A 15,497-nucleotide genomic window follows, 5' to 3' on the forward strand; every position below is an offset into this window, starting at 1 on the left:
TTTACCCACGGGTGAGCCCCCGCCCTGATCTGCGAGGGCGGGGGCTCGGGTGGGGTCACTTCTCCACGGGGGCGGCGCCGCCGTTGCCGGCCGCGACCTCCTTGGCCGAGGAGAGCAGCTTGGTGTCCTGCGGCTGCTGGTCCTCGAAGTTCTCCGGGTGGTGGCAGGCCACGCGCTGCCCGGCGCGCAGCTCCACCAGCGGCGGCTCCGTGGTCTTGCAGATCTCCGTCGCCTTCCAGCACCGGGTGTGGAAGCGGCAGCCGCTCGGCGGGGCGATCGGCGAGGGCACGTCGCCCTTGAGCAGGATGCGCTCGCTCTTGACGCCCCGGCGCTTGGGGTCCGGTATCGGCACGGCCGACAGCAGGGCCTTGGAGTACGGGTGCATCGGCGACTTGTACAGCTGGTCGCGCTCGGCCAGCTCGACGATCTTGCCGAGGTACATCACCGCGATCCGGTCCGAGACGTGCCGGACGACCGACAGGTCGTGCGCGATGATCACGTACGTCAGGCCGAGCTCCTCCTGGAGGTCGTCCAGCAGGTTCACCACCTGCGCCTGGATCGACACGTCCAGCGCGGAGACCGGCTCGTCCGCCACCACCAGCTTGGGGTTGAGGGCAAGCGCGCGGGCGATGCCGATGCGCTGGCGCTGGCCGCCGGAGAACTCGTGCGGATAGCGGTTGTAGTGCTCGGGGTTGAGGCCGACCACCGACAGCAGCCGCTGGACCTCCTTCTTCACGCCGCCCTCGGGCTCGACGCCCTGGAGCCGGAAGGGGGCGCCGACGATCGTGCCGATCGTGTGCCGGGGGTTCAGCGAGGAGTACGGGTCCTGGAAGATCATCTGCACGTCGCGGCGCATCGGGCGCAGTTCGCCGGTCTTCAGGTGCGTGATGTCCCTGCCCTCGAACTCGACCGTGCCGCCGGTCGGTTCGAGCAGCCGCGTGATCAGCCGGCCCATGGTGGACTTGCCGCAGCCCGACTCACCGACGACGCCGAGCGTCTCGCCCTTGCGGACCTCGAAGTCGATGCCGTCGACGGCGCGCACCGCGCCGGTCTGCCGCTGGAGCAGGCCCTTGCGGATCGGGAAGTGCTTCTGAAGGCCGGTCACCTTCAGCAGGACCTCGCCGTCGGCGGCGGTGTCCTGGGTGAGGGTGCTCCCGCTCGTTTCCGGTGTGCTCACCGCTTTGTCGTCGCTCACAGCTTCGGCGCAATCTCTTCGGTCCAGATACGCTCCCGCTGCTCCTGCGTCATGTGGCAGGCGGCCCAGTGCGAGCCGCCGACCTCGGTCAGCTCGGGGCGGACCGTGCGGGTGACGTTGTCCTTCGGGATGTCCGCGTACGGGCAGCGCGGGTGGAAGGCGCAGCCGGACGGGAGGTTGATGAGGGAGGGCGGCGCGCCCTTGATCGGGATGAGCCGGTCGGTCTCCTCGCGGTCCAGGCGCGGCATCGAGCCGAGCAGGCCCCAGGTGTAGGGGTGCCGGGGCTCGGAGAACACGTCCTCGGCGGGACCGCGCTCCACGCACCGGCCGCCGTACATGACCAGCAGGTCGTCGGCCATCTCGGCGACCACGCCCAGGTCGTGGGTGATCATGATGACCGCGGAGCCGAACTCCTTCTGCAGATCGTGGATCAGGTCCAGGATCTGCGCCTGCACGGTGACGTCCAGGGCGGTGGTCGGCTCGTCGGCGATGAGCAGCTCGGGGTTGTTCACCAGCGCCATGGCGATCATGGCGCGCTGGCGCATACCGCCGGAGAACTCGTGCGGGTAGCCGTCGACGCGCTTGGCGGGCTCGGGGATGCCGACCCGGTCGAGCATCTCGATCGCCCGCTGCTTGGCGGCCTTCTTGCTGACGTCGTTGTGGACCCGGTACGCCTCGACGATCTGCTGTCCGACCGAGTAGTAGGGGTGCATCGCCGACAGCGGGTCCTGGAAGATCATGGCCATCTTCCGGCCGCGCAGCCGCCGTACGTCGTCGGGATCGGCCGCGATCAGCTCCTGGCCGTCCAGCCAGACCTCGCCCGAGACGTGAGCGCGCGCGGAGCGGTGCAGGCCCATCACTCCGAGGGAGGTGACGGACTTGCCGGAGCCGGACTCGCCCACGATGCCCAGGGTCTTGCCCTTGCGCACGTCGAAGCTGACGCCGTCCACCGACTTGACCAGGCCGTCGTCCGTGTCGAAGTGGACGCGCAGATCGCGGACGGACAGGAACACGTCGTCGTCCACGGACGGGGCGACGGTGTCCGGTTCACCGAGCGCGGCTTTGTCGAGCTTGCTCACGAGTACCTCACCCGGGGGTCGATGGCGGCGTACACCAGGTCGACGATCAGATTGCAGAAGACGATGAAGAACGCGGCGACCAGGGTCACGCCCATCACGATGGGCAGGTCGTTGTCCTTGATGGCCTGTACCGAGTATGCGCCGATGCCCTGAAGGGAGAACACGGTCTCGGTGAGCACCGCGGTGCCGACGAGGGTGCCGAAGTCCATGCCGAAGATCGTGACGATCGGGGTGAGCGCGGAGCGCAGGCCGTGCTTGGTCACGACCGTGCTCTCCTTCAGCCCCTTGGCCCTGGCCGTTCTGATGTAGTCCTCACTCATCGTCTCCAGCATGCCCGCCCGGGTGAGTCGGGCGTACAGCGCCGAGAAGAGGAAGGCGAGGCTCACCCAGGGCAGCATCAGATGCCAGGCCCATTCGGCCGGGTTCTGGGTGAACGGGACGTAGTCGATGCTGTCCCAGACGGGGATCTCGTAGACGAAGAGCGCGAGCAGGATCTGGCCGGTGAAGAAGATCGGGAGCGAGACGCCGGCGAGCGCGATGAACATGGAGAAGCGGTCGATCGGCTTGCCCTTGCGCAGTGCCGAGATCACACCGGTCGTCACACCGGTGATCAACCAGATCACCGCCGCGCCGACGGCCAGCGAGAACGAGACCGGAATCCGCTGCTCCAACTGCGGCCACACCTCGATGTGGCTCTTGAAGGAGTACCCGAAGCAGGGTGCGCTGCAGTGCGTCGCCTCGGGACCGAACCGGTAGTCGGCACCCGCCACGAGGCCCTTGATGAAGTTCCAGAACTGCTCGTAGACGGGCTGATCCAGTCCCAGGTTCTTCTTGATGGCGGCGACGGACTCGGGGTTCGCGTCCTTGCCGACGTACTGGGTGGCCAACTGGTCGGCCGTCTGCCCCCCGAGGCGGGGGACGAGGAAGAAGATGGCGAAGGTGACTGCGCTGACCACCAGCAGCAACAGCACCGCGCCCATGACGCGTCGGAGGATGTACGCAGCCACAGCTGTACGGCCCCGGGTGGCCGCGGCGGGATCATCCGCCGCGGCCACCCGGTGCCTTCACCTGCCTTTCGAAAGGATCCGGCCTGCTGGTGTTACTTGGAGGAACTCATCAGCAGGTAGTCGTACATGCCGAGGTAGGCCTGCGTGACCGTGACGTTGTTCGCCGACGCCGGCCGGAGCAGCAGGTTCTTGCGGTAGACCAGCGGGACGACCGAGGCGTTGTCGAGCACCATCTTGTCGATGTCACCCCAGGCCTTGGTGCGGGCCGCGTCGTCGGTGTTGGCGATCGCGTCCGTCAGGGCCTTGTTGATCTTCGGGTCGTCCAGCTCCATCAGGTTGTTGCCGCCCGAGGGCTTGATGGCGGCGCCGTTGATGATCTGGTCGAGGAAGCCGTAGCCGGTCGGCCAGTCGGCACCCCACGCCATCGAGAGCATGCCGAGCTTGTTGTCGTGGACGTAGCTCGGGACACCGGCGAAGTTGGAGAAGTACTTGCCGGAGGGGAACTGCTTGATCTCGATGTTGATGCCGATCTTCTTCAGCGACGCCTGGACAGCGGTCGCCGCGGCGACCTCGGCGGGACGGTCGGAGCGGGCGGTCAGGATCGTGTTGAAGCCGTTCGGCTTGCCGCACGCCTTGAGGGCCGCCTTGGCCTTGGCCACGTCACCCTTGTGACCGTCGGTCGCGTAGGTGTCGAACTTGGTGTAGCCGTTGACCGACGGCGGCAGCAGCGTGGTCGCCACGTCGCCCTTCGGCGAACCGCCCATGGCGTCGAGGACCGACTGCTTGTCGAGGCCCCACTGGACGGCCTTGCGGCAGTCGGCGTTGTCGAACGGCTTCACGTTGACGTTGAGCGCGATGTACTGCGTGGCACCGGCGTACGAGCTGTCCGTCTGGTTGGCGTACTTGCCTCGCAGCACCTTCGGCTGGGTCTGCGGCTGCACACCCGTGCCGGCCGCGTCAGCCGTGATCTTGTCGGAGAGCAGGTCGTTGTCGACCGTGACCGGGTTGACCTTGAACTTGATCGTGATCTTGTCCGCCAGGGCCTTGCGGATCGGGTCCGTCTTCGCGTCCCACTGCGGGTTGCGCACGAGGGTGGCGCCGCGGCCCTCCTCGTAGGACTGGAACTGGTACGGGCCGGTCGACTGGATCGCCTGCACGTACTTCGCACCGGTGTCCTTCGACTGCGGCACCGGCGCCGTCTGCGAGAACGTCGCCAGGTAGTCGAAGTCGGCGAACGGCTGCTTCAGCTTGAAGACGATCGTCCGGTCGTCCGGCGTCTCGATGGACTTGATGCCCTCGGCGGACTTGTCCTTGTAGGGACCCTTGTACTTGTCACCGCCCTCCAGGTACGCCTTGAAGTACGTCGGGCCGTTGGACAGGGCCTCGGGCGCGAAGTTGGAACGCTCGATGGCGTACTTCACGTCCTTGGACGTCACCGGGGTGCCGTCCTGGAACTTCACGCCGGCGCGCAGCTTGTACGTCCAGGTCTTGGCGTCCGGGCTGGACTTGCCGAGTCCCTCGGCGAGGTCCGGGACGACCTCCAGGCCTTCCTTGCCCGCCGCCGGCTTGAACGTGGTGAGCGTTCTGCCGTAGAGGCGGGAGAAGTTCTGCACCCAGCCGTAGTACGTGTTGCCCGGGTCGAGGGAGTCGGGCACGTCCGAGTGCTCGTACGTGACCGTCCCGCCCTTCTTGCTCGACGGGTTGACGATCGAGGTCAGCGCGGCGTCCTTCTTGCCGTTGCCTCCGTTCCCGTCGTTGTCGTCACCTCCGCCGCCACATGCGGCAGCGCCCAGCGACAGTGCCAGGACCGACGCAACGCCGGCGGTCACCCTTCTCGTCTTCACCTGAGGAAGCCCCCTCATTCGATGGATCACTTGCTGCGAGGGTCGAGGGCGTCACGCAGCCCGTCACCCAGCAGGTTGAAGGCCAGGACGGTGATGAAGATCGCCAGTCCGGGCACGAACATGTACTGCGGATCAGCCGTGTAGAGATCCACAGCGTTGCTGAGCATGCCGCCCCAGGAGGCCTGCGGCGGAGCGATACCGACACCGAGGAAGCTCAGCGCGGCCTCGAACAGAATGTTCGTCGGGATGATCAGCGTCGAGTAGACGAGGATCGGCGCGACGAGGTTCGGAAGCAGTTCGCGGAACAGGATGTACGGGCCGCGTGCCCCGAGGCTCGTGGAGGCCTCGATGAACTCACGCTTGCGCAGGGTCATCGTCTGGGCGCGCACGATGCGGCCGATGTACGGCCAGCTGAAGAAGCCGATCACGAAGATCAGCACGCTGATGCGCAGGGACAGGCCTTCGAGACCGAAGAAGCCGTCCTGCACGGAGGCGGAGATCGAGATGGCGAACAGCAGCAGGGGGAAGGCCAGGAAGGTGTCCATCAGCCTGCTGATGACGCTGTCGATCCAGCCGCCGTAGTAACCGGCGACGACACCGAGCACAGTGCCGATGCACACGGACAGCAGCGTGGCGCCGCCCGCGACCAGGAGGGAGACCCAGGAGCCGTCGATGATGCGGGCGAGCATGTCCCGGCCGTACTGCGGGTCCACGCCGAGCGGGTGGTCCCAACTCATGCCTCCCCAGCCGCCCTTGGGGGCGAGCAGCGCGGGGTCGATGAGGTCCTGGTTGAACTTGTTGGGATCGAGGTCGAAGATCCACTGAATGGGCTTGGAGAACACCGCCATCAGCACGAGCAGGATGACGATGACGCCTCCCGCCATCGCCACCTTGTCCCGCTTGAAGCGCATCCAGGCGATCTGGGTGAGCGAACGCCCCTCGATCTGGCTCTTCTTGACCCCGGAGAGCACGGCCTCGGGCTGTGCTCCGGCTTCCGCCCCGGTGGTCTCGATCGGTGCGGTCACGGTGCGATTGACCCCTCTCGGGCCGGCGATCGCCGAGCCCCTGGCTGCCGCTGTAGCGGTTTGTTTGTCTCGTACACAAGACCGACCCGGCCCGTGTCTTGCGGGGAGTCTTCAACGCTTTGGCGATCTGTTGCCAGACTTGGCGGTGAAAGGATGCGTAAACGTGATGCTGTCTGCGGGGTTCCGTTATCCGGACAGTGGGTAGCGGGGGTCGGACGCGCTGAGACAGGGGCATTTTAGGACAGACCCATGCCTTTCCCCCCTATCTACGCGCGGAGAGCTGAGAGCCGGTCGCGTTTGAAGGTGAGGAAAGAGAGGCCATCGGGGGCCCGCCGGACGCGTCAGTAGCGGCCCTGGACCGGGGGGTAGCCGTAGCCCGAGGCGGGGGCCTGGACCGGGGCGGTGGCGTGGGCCTCGCGGTCGTAGAAGGGGCGGGCGCTCGCGCGCAGCCACATGGCGACCGGGTCGTGCTCGTCGGACATGGCGACGGTCGAGACGGGCAGCCCGTCCGGTACGGCACCGAGGGACTGCTGCATCATCGCGCGCACGGAATCCACGGCCGGCGGCGAGGTGTCGTACACATCCAGTCCGATGGCGAGGTACGGCGCGCCCAGCGCGGGCTGCACCCAGGCCCGGCGCAGCGAGCGGACGGCCGGGGTGCGGTGGGCGTTCTGCGCGAGCAGGGCGTAGAACTGCGGGAGCTCGATGGCCGGTTCGGACAGCCGCAGCGGGCCGGCGGGCTGGCGGTCCAGGCCCGTGGCGATCCGCCGCAGGTCGAGCCAGGGGATGCCGACCCCGCCGCCCGGGGCGTGCGGGTTGAGCCAGAGGCCGTAGTGGTCGGGGTAGAGGGCGCGGGCGACGTCGACTCCGTCGACCACCTCGTAGCTGCGGTTCCAGCCGCTCGCCGAGAGCTCCTGGGCGGAGGTCACACAGGGGGCGTAGCCGTAGCCGTCGACCTCCATGTTCCCGTACTGGGCGTCGGGGGAGCCCGCCTGGCCGTGCCAGAGGAGCATCCAGATCTGGCCGGAGTGCGGGGTCGCGAGCGCGCGCAGGAGTGCCTCGTAGGCGTCGTAACGCCCGGGCGTGACCTGGCGCAGCATGTGCTCGACCTGTCCGGCCGCGGCCGTGCCGCTCGCGCTCACCTTTACCGCCCCTTCGTACAACGCCTCGACCGTGACCTAGCTTAAGCCCGTGCGGGAGCTCGGGGATTGGTGCCGGTTTGCGGGCGCGGGTCGTGTGTGGCTTGTCGCGCCGTTCCCCGCGCCCCTGAGTTCGCTGTCCTACCGCTGATAAAAGGGCCGGACCCGGTCCCTCATCCAGGTGCCCACCGGGTCCTCCGCCACGTCCAGGAGGACCAGGTTGACCTGCCACGGGGCCGGGCACCGGGTCACGGCTCGGGACAGGGCCTCCAGGGGGAGGGCCCGCAGGTCGCCTTCCCACTGGGAGAGTTCGACGCCCACGAACATCACCGGGTCGGCGGTCTCGATCGCGGCGAGGCAGCGGCGGGCGGTGAGGACGACGCCGATGGCCTCGAACTCCGCGGAGGCGGCGGCGAGGAAGTCCACCGGGTCGTCCTGCCAGTCGGGCTCGAAGAGGCGGACCCGGCCGCCGCTCGCGGGGCCGTCCAAGGGGGTCCGGCCGGCCCGGCAGAGCTCGGCCACCGCGGGCGGCGGGAGGGGTATGCCGACGACGCCGCCCGGGTTGACGGCTATCCCCGCGTGCGGGGGCAGGCCGCGGGCGAATTCCACGGCGGGCGCGATCGTGTACGACATGTGGGAGCCGACGACCTGGCGGAACTGCTCCTCCGAGCTGAACACCGGTACGTACGCCTGGCCCTCGATCTCGATGCCGGGCAGCTCGAGGGGACCGCTCTGCGGGCCGCCGCCGCTCGGCAGGGGGACCCAGACGAAACTCCGGCCGAGCACCTCGACGATCCGCCCGCCGGCCGACGGCCCGGCCCCGAGGGAGGCCGAGAGCACCTCCTCCAGTTCGTTGCCGGGCCATCCGCCGTGCGGGTGGGTCTGCGTGTGCGCCGGGAAGTCCGCGGAGAAGTCCGCCGGGAAGTCCATCTGCCTACCGCCTGCCTGGAACCACTGCTGTGGCTCAAAAGGCTAGCGGCTCCCCGGCCGCCGGCGGTCAGCCCGTGAAGCCGATCCGGCGCAGGGTGCCCGCCGCGTCCCGGTCGACGAGGATCGCCGAGCCGCAGCCCGCGGGCAGTTCGCCCCGCTCCACGGAGCGCAGCAGGCGGTTGGCCGCCGCGCGGTGGCGCAGGAACGCGTACCGCGAGACGCCGCGGCCCCGGTCGCGCTGGCCGGCCAGGGCCTCCTCGGGGGTGACGTCGAGCAGGAGCAGATGCAGGGTGCCGCCCCGGCGCCGGGCCTCGCGGGCCAGCCAGCGGCGGACCCAGGCCTGGGTGCCGCAGTCGTGCACGACGACGCCCTCGCCGGTGCGCAGGGCGCGCCGCAGCCCGGCGTAGTGGGCGAGGCGGACGAGCGGGCGGTAGACCCCGTACGGCAGGAAGCGGGGCATGCGGCTGTCCCAGCGGTCGCGGGCGTCCTGGGAGTCGATGCGCCGGCCCGGCACGGTGCGCCGCATCAGCGTGGACTTGCCGCTGCCGGGCAGGCCCGTGACCACGACGAGGTCGCGGGGGCCGAAGAGCAGCGCGTGCGGGCCTCGGCCTTCGCGCTCGCGCAGATCGCGGACGACCGGCACCGGCAGCGGGCCGCAGGCCGCCCGTGCCGGAACGGCCGGCTGCTCGGGCAGCGCGACGCCCGATGTCGTGGCGTACGCGGTGGTCCTGTTCACCGTGATCGTCCTCCCCTGGGGCCAGGTACGAGTCCCATCCCCGCTGAGTGTAAAGAGAAGGTAATGCCCGATGTCTCTGGTTTTAGTCCTCTTCCCGCAACAGCCCTGCTACAGGGTGCTGCCCCTGCCGCCCCGCGACAATGCGTGCAATGATGTGCGCGCCAACTGCATACCGGCCGTTTGAATCCGCGCGGGAGAGTTCCCAGCACCGCTGACGCTGGGGCGCCGAAGGAGCAAGTCCCTCCCTTGAATCTCTCAGGCCCCGTTACCGCGCGGGCGAGGCACATCTGAAAAGCGGGCCATCCCCTGTCGCCGAGGCGGCGGGCGTGGCTCCACCCAAGGTGCAAGCCGTGTCCCCCGTGGTCATGGCGAACCTCTCAGGTTCCGATGACAGATGGGGAGGAACGACCTCGCCCGTCATGCCCTTGGAGACGACCGACCGATGAGCAGTACGCCACTGCGCCACACCGCGCTCGATGCCCTGCATCGTTCGCTCGGCGCGACGATGACCGACTTCGCCGGCTGGGACATGCCCCTGCGCTACGGCTCCGAGCGCGACGAGCACAACGCCGTGCGCACGAAGGCCGGGCTCTTCGACCTCTCCCACATGGGGGAGATCACCGTCACCGGCCCGCAGGCCGCCGCCCTCCTCGACCACGCCCTGGTGGGCAACATCGGCGGCGTCAAGCCCGGCCGCGCCCGCTACACCATGATCTGCCGGGCCGACGGCGGCATCCTCGACGACCTGATCGTCTACCGGCTGGGCGAGACCGAGTACATGGTCGTCGCCAACGCCTCCAACGCCCAGGTGGTCCTTGACGCGCTGACCGAGCGCGCCGCCGGCTTCGACGCAGAGGTGCGCGACGACCGGGACGCCTACGCGCTGATCGCCGTGCAGGGCCCGGAGTCCCCCGGGATCCTGAGGTCCCTCACCGACGCCGACCTCGACGGGCTGAAGTACTACGCCGGTCTGCCCGGCACGGTCGCCGGGGTCCCGGCCCTGATCGCCCGCACCGGCTACACCGGCGAGGACGGCTTCGAGCTGTTCGTGAAGCCGGAGCACGCCGTCGAGCTGTGGCAGGCCCTGACCAAGGCCGGCGAGGGCGCCGGACTGGTCCCCTGCGGACTGTCCTGCCGCGACACGCTGCGCCTGGAGGCGGGCATGCCGCTGTACGGGCACGAGCTGAGCACCTCGCTGACGCCCTTCGACGCCGGGCTCGGCCGGGTGGTGAAGTTCGAGAAGGAGGGCGACTTCGTGGGGCGCGAGGCCCTGCGCGAAGCCGCCGCCAGGGCCGAGCAGAACCCGCCGCGCGTGCTGGTCGGGCTCGTCGCCGAGGGCCGCCGGGTCCCGCGCGCCGGGTACGCGGTCGTCGCCGGCGGCGAGGTGATCGGCGAGGTCACCTCCGGCGCCCCCTCCCCCACGCTCGGCAAGCCGATCGCGATGGCCTACGTGGATCCCGCGCACGCCGCGCCCGGCGCGACCGGCGTGGGCGTGGACATCCGGGGCAGTCACGAGCCGTACGAGGTCGTGGCGCTGCCGTTCTACAAGCGCCAGAAGTAGACACTGGCCGTCGGGCCGCACCAGCGGCCCCGGCACATCACGGCGCTCACCAGCAGTCCCCTTCATCAGCACTCCCGCGCGTACAGGAGAATCCAGGCCATGAGCAACCCCCAGCAGCTGCGTTACAGCAAGGAGCACGAGTGGCTGTCGGCCGCCGAGGACGGCGTCTCGACGGTCGGCATCACGGAGCACGCGGCCAACGCGCTCGGCGACGTGGTCTTCGTCCAGCTCCCCGAGGTCGGTGACACGGTGTCCGCGGGCGAGACCTGCGGCGAACTGGAGTCGACCAAGTCGGTGTCCGACCTCTACTCCCCCGTCTCCGGTGAGGTCACCGAGGTCAACGAGGACGTGGTGAACGACCCGTCGCTGGTGAACTCGGCCCCCTTCGAGGGCGGCTGGCTGTTCAAGGTGCGGGTCGCCGAGGAGCCGGGCGACCTGCTCTCCGCCGACGAGTACACCGCGTTCTCCGCCGGCTGAGGAGTCATAGCCGTATGTCCGTCCTGAACACACCCCTGCACGAGCTCGACCCGGCCGTGGCCGCCGCGGTCGACGCCGAGCTGCACCGGCAGCAGTCCACGCTCGAGATGATCGCCTCGGAGAACTTCGCCCCGGTCGCGGTCATGGAGGCGCAGGGCTCGGTCCTCACCAACAAGTACGCCGAGGGCTACCCGGGCCGCCGCTACTACGGCGGCTGCGAGCACGTCGACGTGGTCGAGCAGATCGCGATCGACCGGGTCAAGGAGCTGTTCGGCGCCGAGCACGCCAACGTGCAGCCGCACTCGGGCGCCCAGGCCAACGCCGCCGCGATGTTCGCGCTGCTCAAGCCGGGCGACACCATCATGGGTCTGAACCTCGCGCACGGCGGGCACCTGACCCACGGCATGAAGATCAACTTCTCCGGCAAGCTCTACGACGTCGTCGCCTACCACGTGGGCGACGACGGCCGGGTCGACATGGCCGAGGTGGAGCGGCTGGCCAAGGAGTCGAAGCCGAAGCTGATCGTCGCGGGCTGGTCGGCCTACCCGCGGCAGCTGGACTTCGCCGCGTTCCGCCGGATCGCGGACGAGGTCGGCGCGTACCTGATGGTCGACATGGCGCACTTCGCCGGGCTCGTCGCGGCGGGGCTGCACCCGAACCCCGTGCCGCACGCGCACGTGGTGACCACGACCACCCACAAGACGCTGGGCGGCCCGCGCGGCGGTGTGATCCTCTCCACGGCCGAACTGGCCAAGAAGATCAACTCCGCCGTCTTCCCCGGTCAGCAGGGTGGTCCGCTGGAGCATGTGATCGCGGCCAAGGCCGTCGCCTTCAAGGTCGCGGCCTCGGAGGACTTCAAGGAGCGCCAGCGCCGTACGCTGGAGGGTGCCCGCATCCTGGCCGAGCGTCTGGTGAAGGACGACGTCCGGGGCGTGGGCGTGGACGTCCTGTCCGGCGGCACGGACGTGCACCTGGTCCTGGTCGACCTGCGCCACTCGGAGCTGGACGGCCGGCAGGCCGAGGACCGCCTCCACGAGGTGGGCATCACGGTCAACCGGAACGCGATCCCGGACGACCCGCGCCCGCCGATGGTGACGTCCGGCCTGCGGATCGGCACACCGGCCCTGGCCACCCGCGGGTTCCAGGCCGAGGACTTCGCGGAGGTCGCGGACGTCATCGCCGAGGCGCTGAAGCCGTCGTACGACGCCGAAGCCCTCAAGGCCCGGGTGAAGGCCCTGGCCGACAAGCACCCGCTGTACCCGGGTTCGACCACATAACGAAGAAACCTTTCAGGGCGCCCCGTTCCGCGTGGGGCGGGGCGCCCTGAAACCCTGCACCACCCCTTGCACCACCCCCGTAGTCAGGAGTCCCCCGTGGCCATCTCGGTCTTCGACCTGTTCTCGATCGGCATCGGCCCGTCCAGCTCCCACACCGTCGGCCCGATGCGCGCGGCCCGGATGTTCGCCCGGCGGCTGCGCAACGAGGAGCTGCTGGCCCCGGCCGCGAAGGTCCGCGCGGAGCTCTACGGCTCGCTCGGCGCCACCGGCCACGGCCACGGCACGCCCAAGGCGGTGCTGCTCGGCCTGGAGGGCGACTCGCCGCGCACGGTGGACGTGGAGAAGGCCGACGAACGGGTGGAGACGATCAAGGCCGGCGGCCGGCTGAACCTGCTGGGCGAGCACGAGATCGCGTTCTCCTACGACGACGACATGGTCCTGCACCGCCGCAAGACCCTGCCGTACCACGCCAACGGCATGACGCTGTGGGCGTACGACGCCTCGGGCGCCGAGCTGCTGACGAAGACGTACTACTCGGTCGGCGGCGGCTTCGTCGTCGACGAGGAAGCGGTCGGCGCGGACCGCATCAAGCTCGACGACACCGTGCTGAAGTACCCCTTCCGCACGGGCGACGAGCTGCTGCGGATGGCCCAGGAGACCGGCCTGTCCATCTCGGCGCTGATGCTGGAGAACGAGCGGGCCTGGCGCACCGAGGAGGAGATCCGCGCCGGACTGCTGGAGATCTGGCGGGTCATGGAGGCGTGCGTGGCGCGCGGCATGTCCCGCGAGGGCATCCTGCCGGGCGGTCTGAAGGTGCGCCGCCGGGCCGCGAACACCGCCCGCAAACTGCGCTCCGAGGGCGACCCGAAGGCCCTCGCCATGGAGTGGATCACCCTCTACGCGATGGCGGTCAACGAGGAGAACGCGGCCGGGGGCCGGGTCGTCACCGCCCCGACGAACGGCGCGGCCGGCATCATCCCGGCCGTCCTGCACTACTACATGAACTTCGTGCCCGGCGCCGACGAGGAGGGCGTGGTCCGCTTCCTGCTCGCCGCGGGCGCGATCGGCATGCTCTTCAAGGAGAACGCCTCCATCTCGGGCGCCGAGGTCGGCTGCCAGGGCGAGGTCGGCTCCGCCTGCTCCATGGCGGCGGGCGCGCTGGCCGAGGTCCTCGGAGGCTCCCCGGAACAGGTGGAGAACGCGGCCGAGATCGGCATGGAACACAACCTGGGCCTCACCTGCGATCCCGTGGGCGGCCTGGTCCAGATCCCCTGCATCGAGCGCAACGGCATGGCCGCGGTGAAGGCCGTCACGGCGGCGCGCATGGCGATGCGCGGCGACGGCTCCCACAAGGTGTCCCTGGACAAGGTCATCAAGACGATGAAGGACACCGGCGCGGACATGTCGGTCAAGTACAAGGAGACGGCGCGGGGCGGGCTGGCGGTCAACATCATCGAGTGCTGAGGGCATGGGCCCTGACCAGCGCGTTCGTGCCTTTCAGTGCTGGCGAGCCCTTCCTGCTCACGCGGCGGAAAGTCCCTGGAACTTACTGGGGCACGTCAGGCCCTGCTCACTCTCTCTCCCCCCCCGCGATCTGGCGCACTTGGTCATGAACTGGCGCACTTGGTCACGACAGGGGGAAGGACGGGTTGTGCGGCCCGAACCGGCCGGAACGACGCGGCGACCTGAAATCGGAAATGCGCCGATCGGGTTCTCAGCGGCGTCAGACCGCCTGGCGCGCGGAATTTCAGGCGGGCCGAGACCAGGTCCGGCGAGGCGAGCAAAGCAGTGCCGGGTCGCAGCGCGCCGACATGTCGGTCAAGTGCAAGGAGACCGCGCGGGGCGGACTCGCCGTCAACACCATCGCGTGCTGACGGCCCGCGCGGCGCCGGGCGGCGGCCGCCGTGGTCGTGGCGGTCCCGGCGGAAGCCGCTGTCGCCGCCCCTGCCGGTGAGGCGCGTCAGCTCGTCGAAGGCGGGGCCCAGGCGTGGGGCCCGCGGTCACCTGGCCGCCTCGCGGACCTCCGCGACGGCCGCGGGCAGGTCGGCCGGGTCCTCGGTGACGACGACCGCCACGACGGTGTCCGTGCCGGGCCAGTCCTCGGCGAGGACGACCCGCGGGCGCGCGAGCGCGGCCACGGCCACCTCGCCCGCCGGGCGCCCGGCCCGGGGCAGCAGCACCATGGCCGCGCCGCGGCTGGGCTCGGGGGTCTCGCCGGGCAGCTCTCCGCCGGTGAGCAGGGCGAGCAGCGCCTCGTACGGCCGGACAGCCCCCTGGTGCGCGTACGGGATGAGGTGGGAGTTGATCAGGTCGCCTCCGAGCCGTCCGCCGACCTCCAGGACGACGGGGCCCGCGGAGCCGCGCCGCAGGTCGACGTGGAACCCGCCGGTCCTGAGGCCGACGGCGAGCACGGCCTGCTCAGCGGCCCGCATCAGGTCCTTGACCTGTATGTCCGTCAGGGCGGAGGGGACAGCCGTGGCCCACGACGGGGACAAGGGCCCGTCGACACTCTTGTCGGTGACGCCCAGGATCCGCACCGTGCCGTCGGAGACGACACCCGAGACGGAGTGCTCGGAGCCGTCGACGTACTCCTCGACGAGGAAGTCGCCGGTCCCTGAGTAGTTGGCGGCCGTGAGCGCGAACACCTCGTCCAGGCCGGTGTCCTGGGTGATCAGCGCCATGCCGCGGCCGCCGGAGCAGTGGGCGGGCTTGAACACCAGGGGACGGCCCGTGGTGCCGAGCTCCGACACGGCGGCCCGCAGGTCGTCGGGCGTCCGGCCCGCCCGCCAGGGCGGGTTGAGCCCGTACGGCTCCATGGACCGGCGCTGGGCGGCCTTGTCGGTGGTGACGGCCGCGGCGTCGGTACCGATGCCGCGCACCCCGAACCGCTCGGCGAGCAGCGCGGTGAGGCCCACGTACTTGTCGCCCCAGCAGACGACAGCGACGGGGGCCTGGTCCGGGGATGCCTCAGCGGCCTGCTCCGCGAGCGAGGAGCCACGGTCGAAGGAGCCGATCCGGTGGCCGGGCAGCCCGGTGTCGGAGACGTCGGCGTCGGACGCGACGTGGACGGTCAGTCCCCGTGCGGCGGCGGCGTCGAGTTCGGCGCGCCATTCCAGGGGGGAGCGCCGCAGGCCGAGGTAGAGCACGGTGCCGCTCCCGGCCTCGCCGCCGTCGTCCGCTGCCGTCGGGGTCACCGCGGGGGTGTGTGCTGTCGTCATCTGGTCGGA

At 70.0% G+C, this 15,497-nt stretch carries 13 protein-coding genes and 2 riboswitches; of the genes, 4 read left to right on the plus strand and 9 right to left on the minus strand.

The genetic code is table 11. From position 1 onward, the window contains the following. Nucleotides 1-55: 55 nt before the first annotated feature. The 8 genes from ACZ3I3_RS17265 to ACZ3I3_RS17300 form a co-directional block, all read right to left on the minus strand. Nucleotides 56-1,177, minus strand: coding sequence for an ABC transporter ATP-binding protein (locus tag ACZ3I3_RS17265; RefSeq protein ID WP_467365868.1), 1,122 nt, complete (start codon nt 1,175-1,177; stop codon nt 56-58). Nucleotides 1,178-1,191: 14 nt separating this feature from the next. Beyond that, the gene (locus ACZ3I3_RS17270) at nt 1,192-2,274 is read right to left on the minus strand and encodes an ABC transporter ATP-binding protein (protein ID WP_467365870.1); all 1,083 of its coding nucleotides are present in this window, start codon (nt 2,272-2,274) and stop codon (nt 1,192-1,194) included. Then, complete coding sequence (locus ACZ3I3_RS17275; RefSeq protein ID WP_467365872.1) at nt 2,271-3,281, minus strand: ABC transporter permease; 1,011 nt, start codon at nt 3,279-3,281, stop codon at nt 2,271-2,273. Before ACZ3I3_RS17275 ends, ACZ3I3_RS17270 begins: the two co-directional genes overlap by 4 nt. 92 nt (nt 3,282-3,373) lie before the next feature. Beyond that, a complete protein-coding gene (locus tag ACZ3I3_RS17280; RefSeq protein ID WP_467365874.1) occupies nt 3,374-5,143 on the minus strand; it encodes an ABC transporter substrate-binding protein in 1,770 nt (589 codons plus the stop codon). Between the two features lie 8 nt (nt 5,144-5,151). Then, nucleotides 5,152-6,150 carry an ABC transporter permease gene (locus tag ACZ3I3_RS17285; protein ID WP_283970136.1) on the minus strand — a complete coding sequence of 333 codons (999 nt, stop codon included), beginning with the start codon at nt 6,148-6,150 and terminating at the stop codon, nt 5,152-5,154. A 341-nt stretch (nt 6,151-6,491) separates the two neighbouring features. Next, nucleotides 6,492-7,292: an enhanced serine sensitivity protein SseB C-terminal domain-containing protein gene (locus ACZ3I3_RS17290; protein ID WP_436726800.1), complete on the minus strand. Its 801-nt coding sequence runs from the start codon at nt 7,290-7,292 to the stop codon at nt 6,492-6,494. Nucleotides 7,293-7,430: 138 nt separating this feature from the next. Then, nucleotides 7,431-8,219 (minus strand): enhanced serine sensitivity protein SseB, encoded by a 789-nt coding sequence (locus tag ACZ3I3_RS17295; protein ID WP_467365876.1) that lies wholly within the window; start codon nt 8,217-8,219, stop codon nt 7,431-7,433. 67 nt (nt 8,220-8,286) lie between these two features. Then, nucleotides 8,287-8,955, minus strand: coding sequence for an AAA family ATPase (locus ACZ3I3_RS17300; protein ID WP_467365878.1), 669 nt, complete (start codon nt 8,953-8,955; stop codon nt 8,287-8,289). A gap of 181 nt (nt 8,956-9,136) precedes the next feature. Next, nucleotides 9,137-9,236, plus strand: a riboswitch (glycine riboswitch). After that, a riboswitch (glycine riboswitch) is annotated at nt 9,237-9,359 on the plus strand. Between the two features lie 38 nt (nt 9,360-9,397). Between ACZ3I3_RS17300 and gcvT the strand changes: the two genes are divergently transcribed. The 4 genes from gcvT (at nt 9,398) to ACZ3I3_RS17320 (ending at nt 13,734) form a co-directional block, all read left to right on the plus strand. Then, on the plus strand, nt 9,398-10,516 hold the full coding sequence (gcvT, locus tag ACZ3I3_RS17305; protein ID WP_467365880.1) for a glycine cleavage system aminomethyltransferase GcvT: 1,119 nt from the start codon (nt 9,398-9,400) through the stop codon (nt 10,514-10,516). Nucleotides 10,517-10,615: 99 nt separating this feature from the next. Continuing rightward, entirely contained in the window at nt 10,616-10,993 is a 378-nt protein-coding gene (gcvH, locus tag ACZ3I3_RS17310) for a glycine cleavage system protein GcvH (RefSeq protein WP_020276709.1), read from the plus strand. A 14-nt stretch (nt 10,994-11,007) separates the two neighbouring features. Further along, nucleotides 11,008-12,270 carry a serine hydroxymethyltransferase gene (gene glyA, locus ACZ3I3_RS17315; protein ID WP_467365882.1) on the plus strand — a complete coding sequence of 421 codons (1,263 nt, stop codon included), beginning with the start codon at nt 11,008-11,010 and terminating at the stop codon, nt 12,268-12,270. 96 nt (nt 12,271-12,366) lie between these two features. After that, nucleotides 12,367-13,734 carry an L-serine ammonia-lyase gene (locus ACZ3I3_RS17320; RefSeq protein ID WP_467365884.1) on the plus strand — a complete coding sequence of 456 codons (1,368 nt, stop codon included), beginning with the start codon at nt 12,367-12,369 and terminating at the stop codon, nt 13,732-13,734. Between the two features lie 536 nt (nt 13,735-14,270). Here ACZ3I3_RS17320 and ACZ3I3_RS17325 read toward each other — a convergent pair. Beyond that, nucleotides 14,271-15,488 carry an ATP-grasp domain-containing protein gene (locus ACZ3I3_RS17325; protein ID WP_467365886.1) on the minus strand — a complete coding sequence of 406 codons (1,218 nt, stop codon included), beginning with the start codon at nt 15,486-15,488 and terminating at the stop codon, nt 14,271-14,273. Between the last annotated feature and the right edge of the window lie 9 nt (nt 15,489-15,497).

The organism is Streptomyces sp. NPDC016851 (assembly GCF_055562795.1).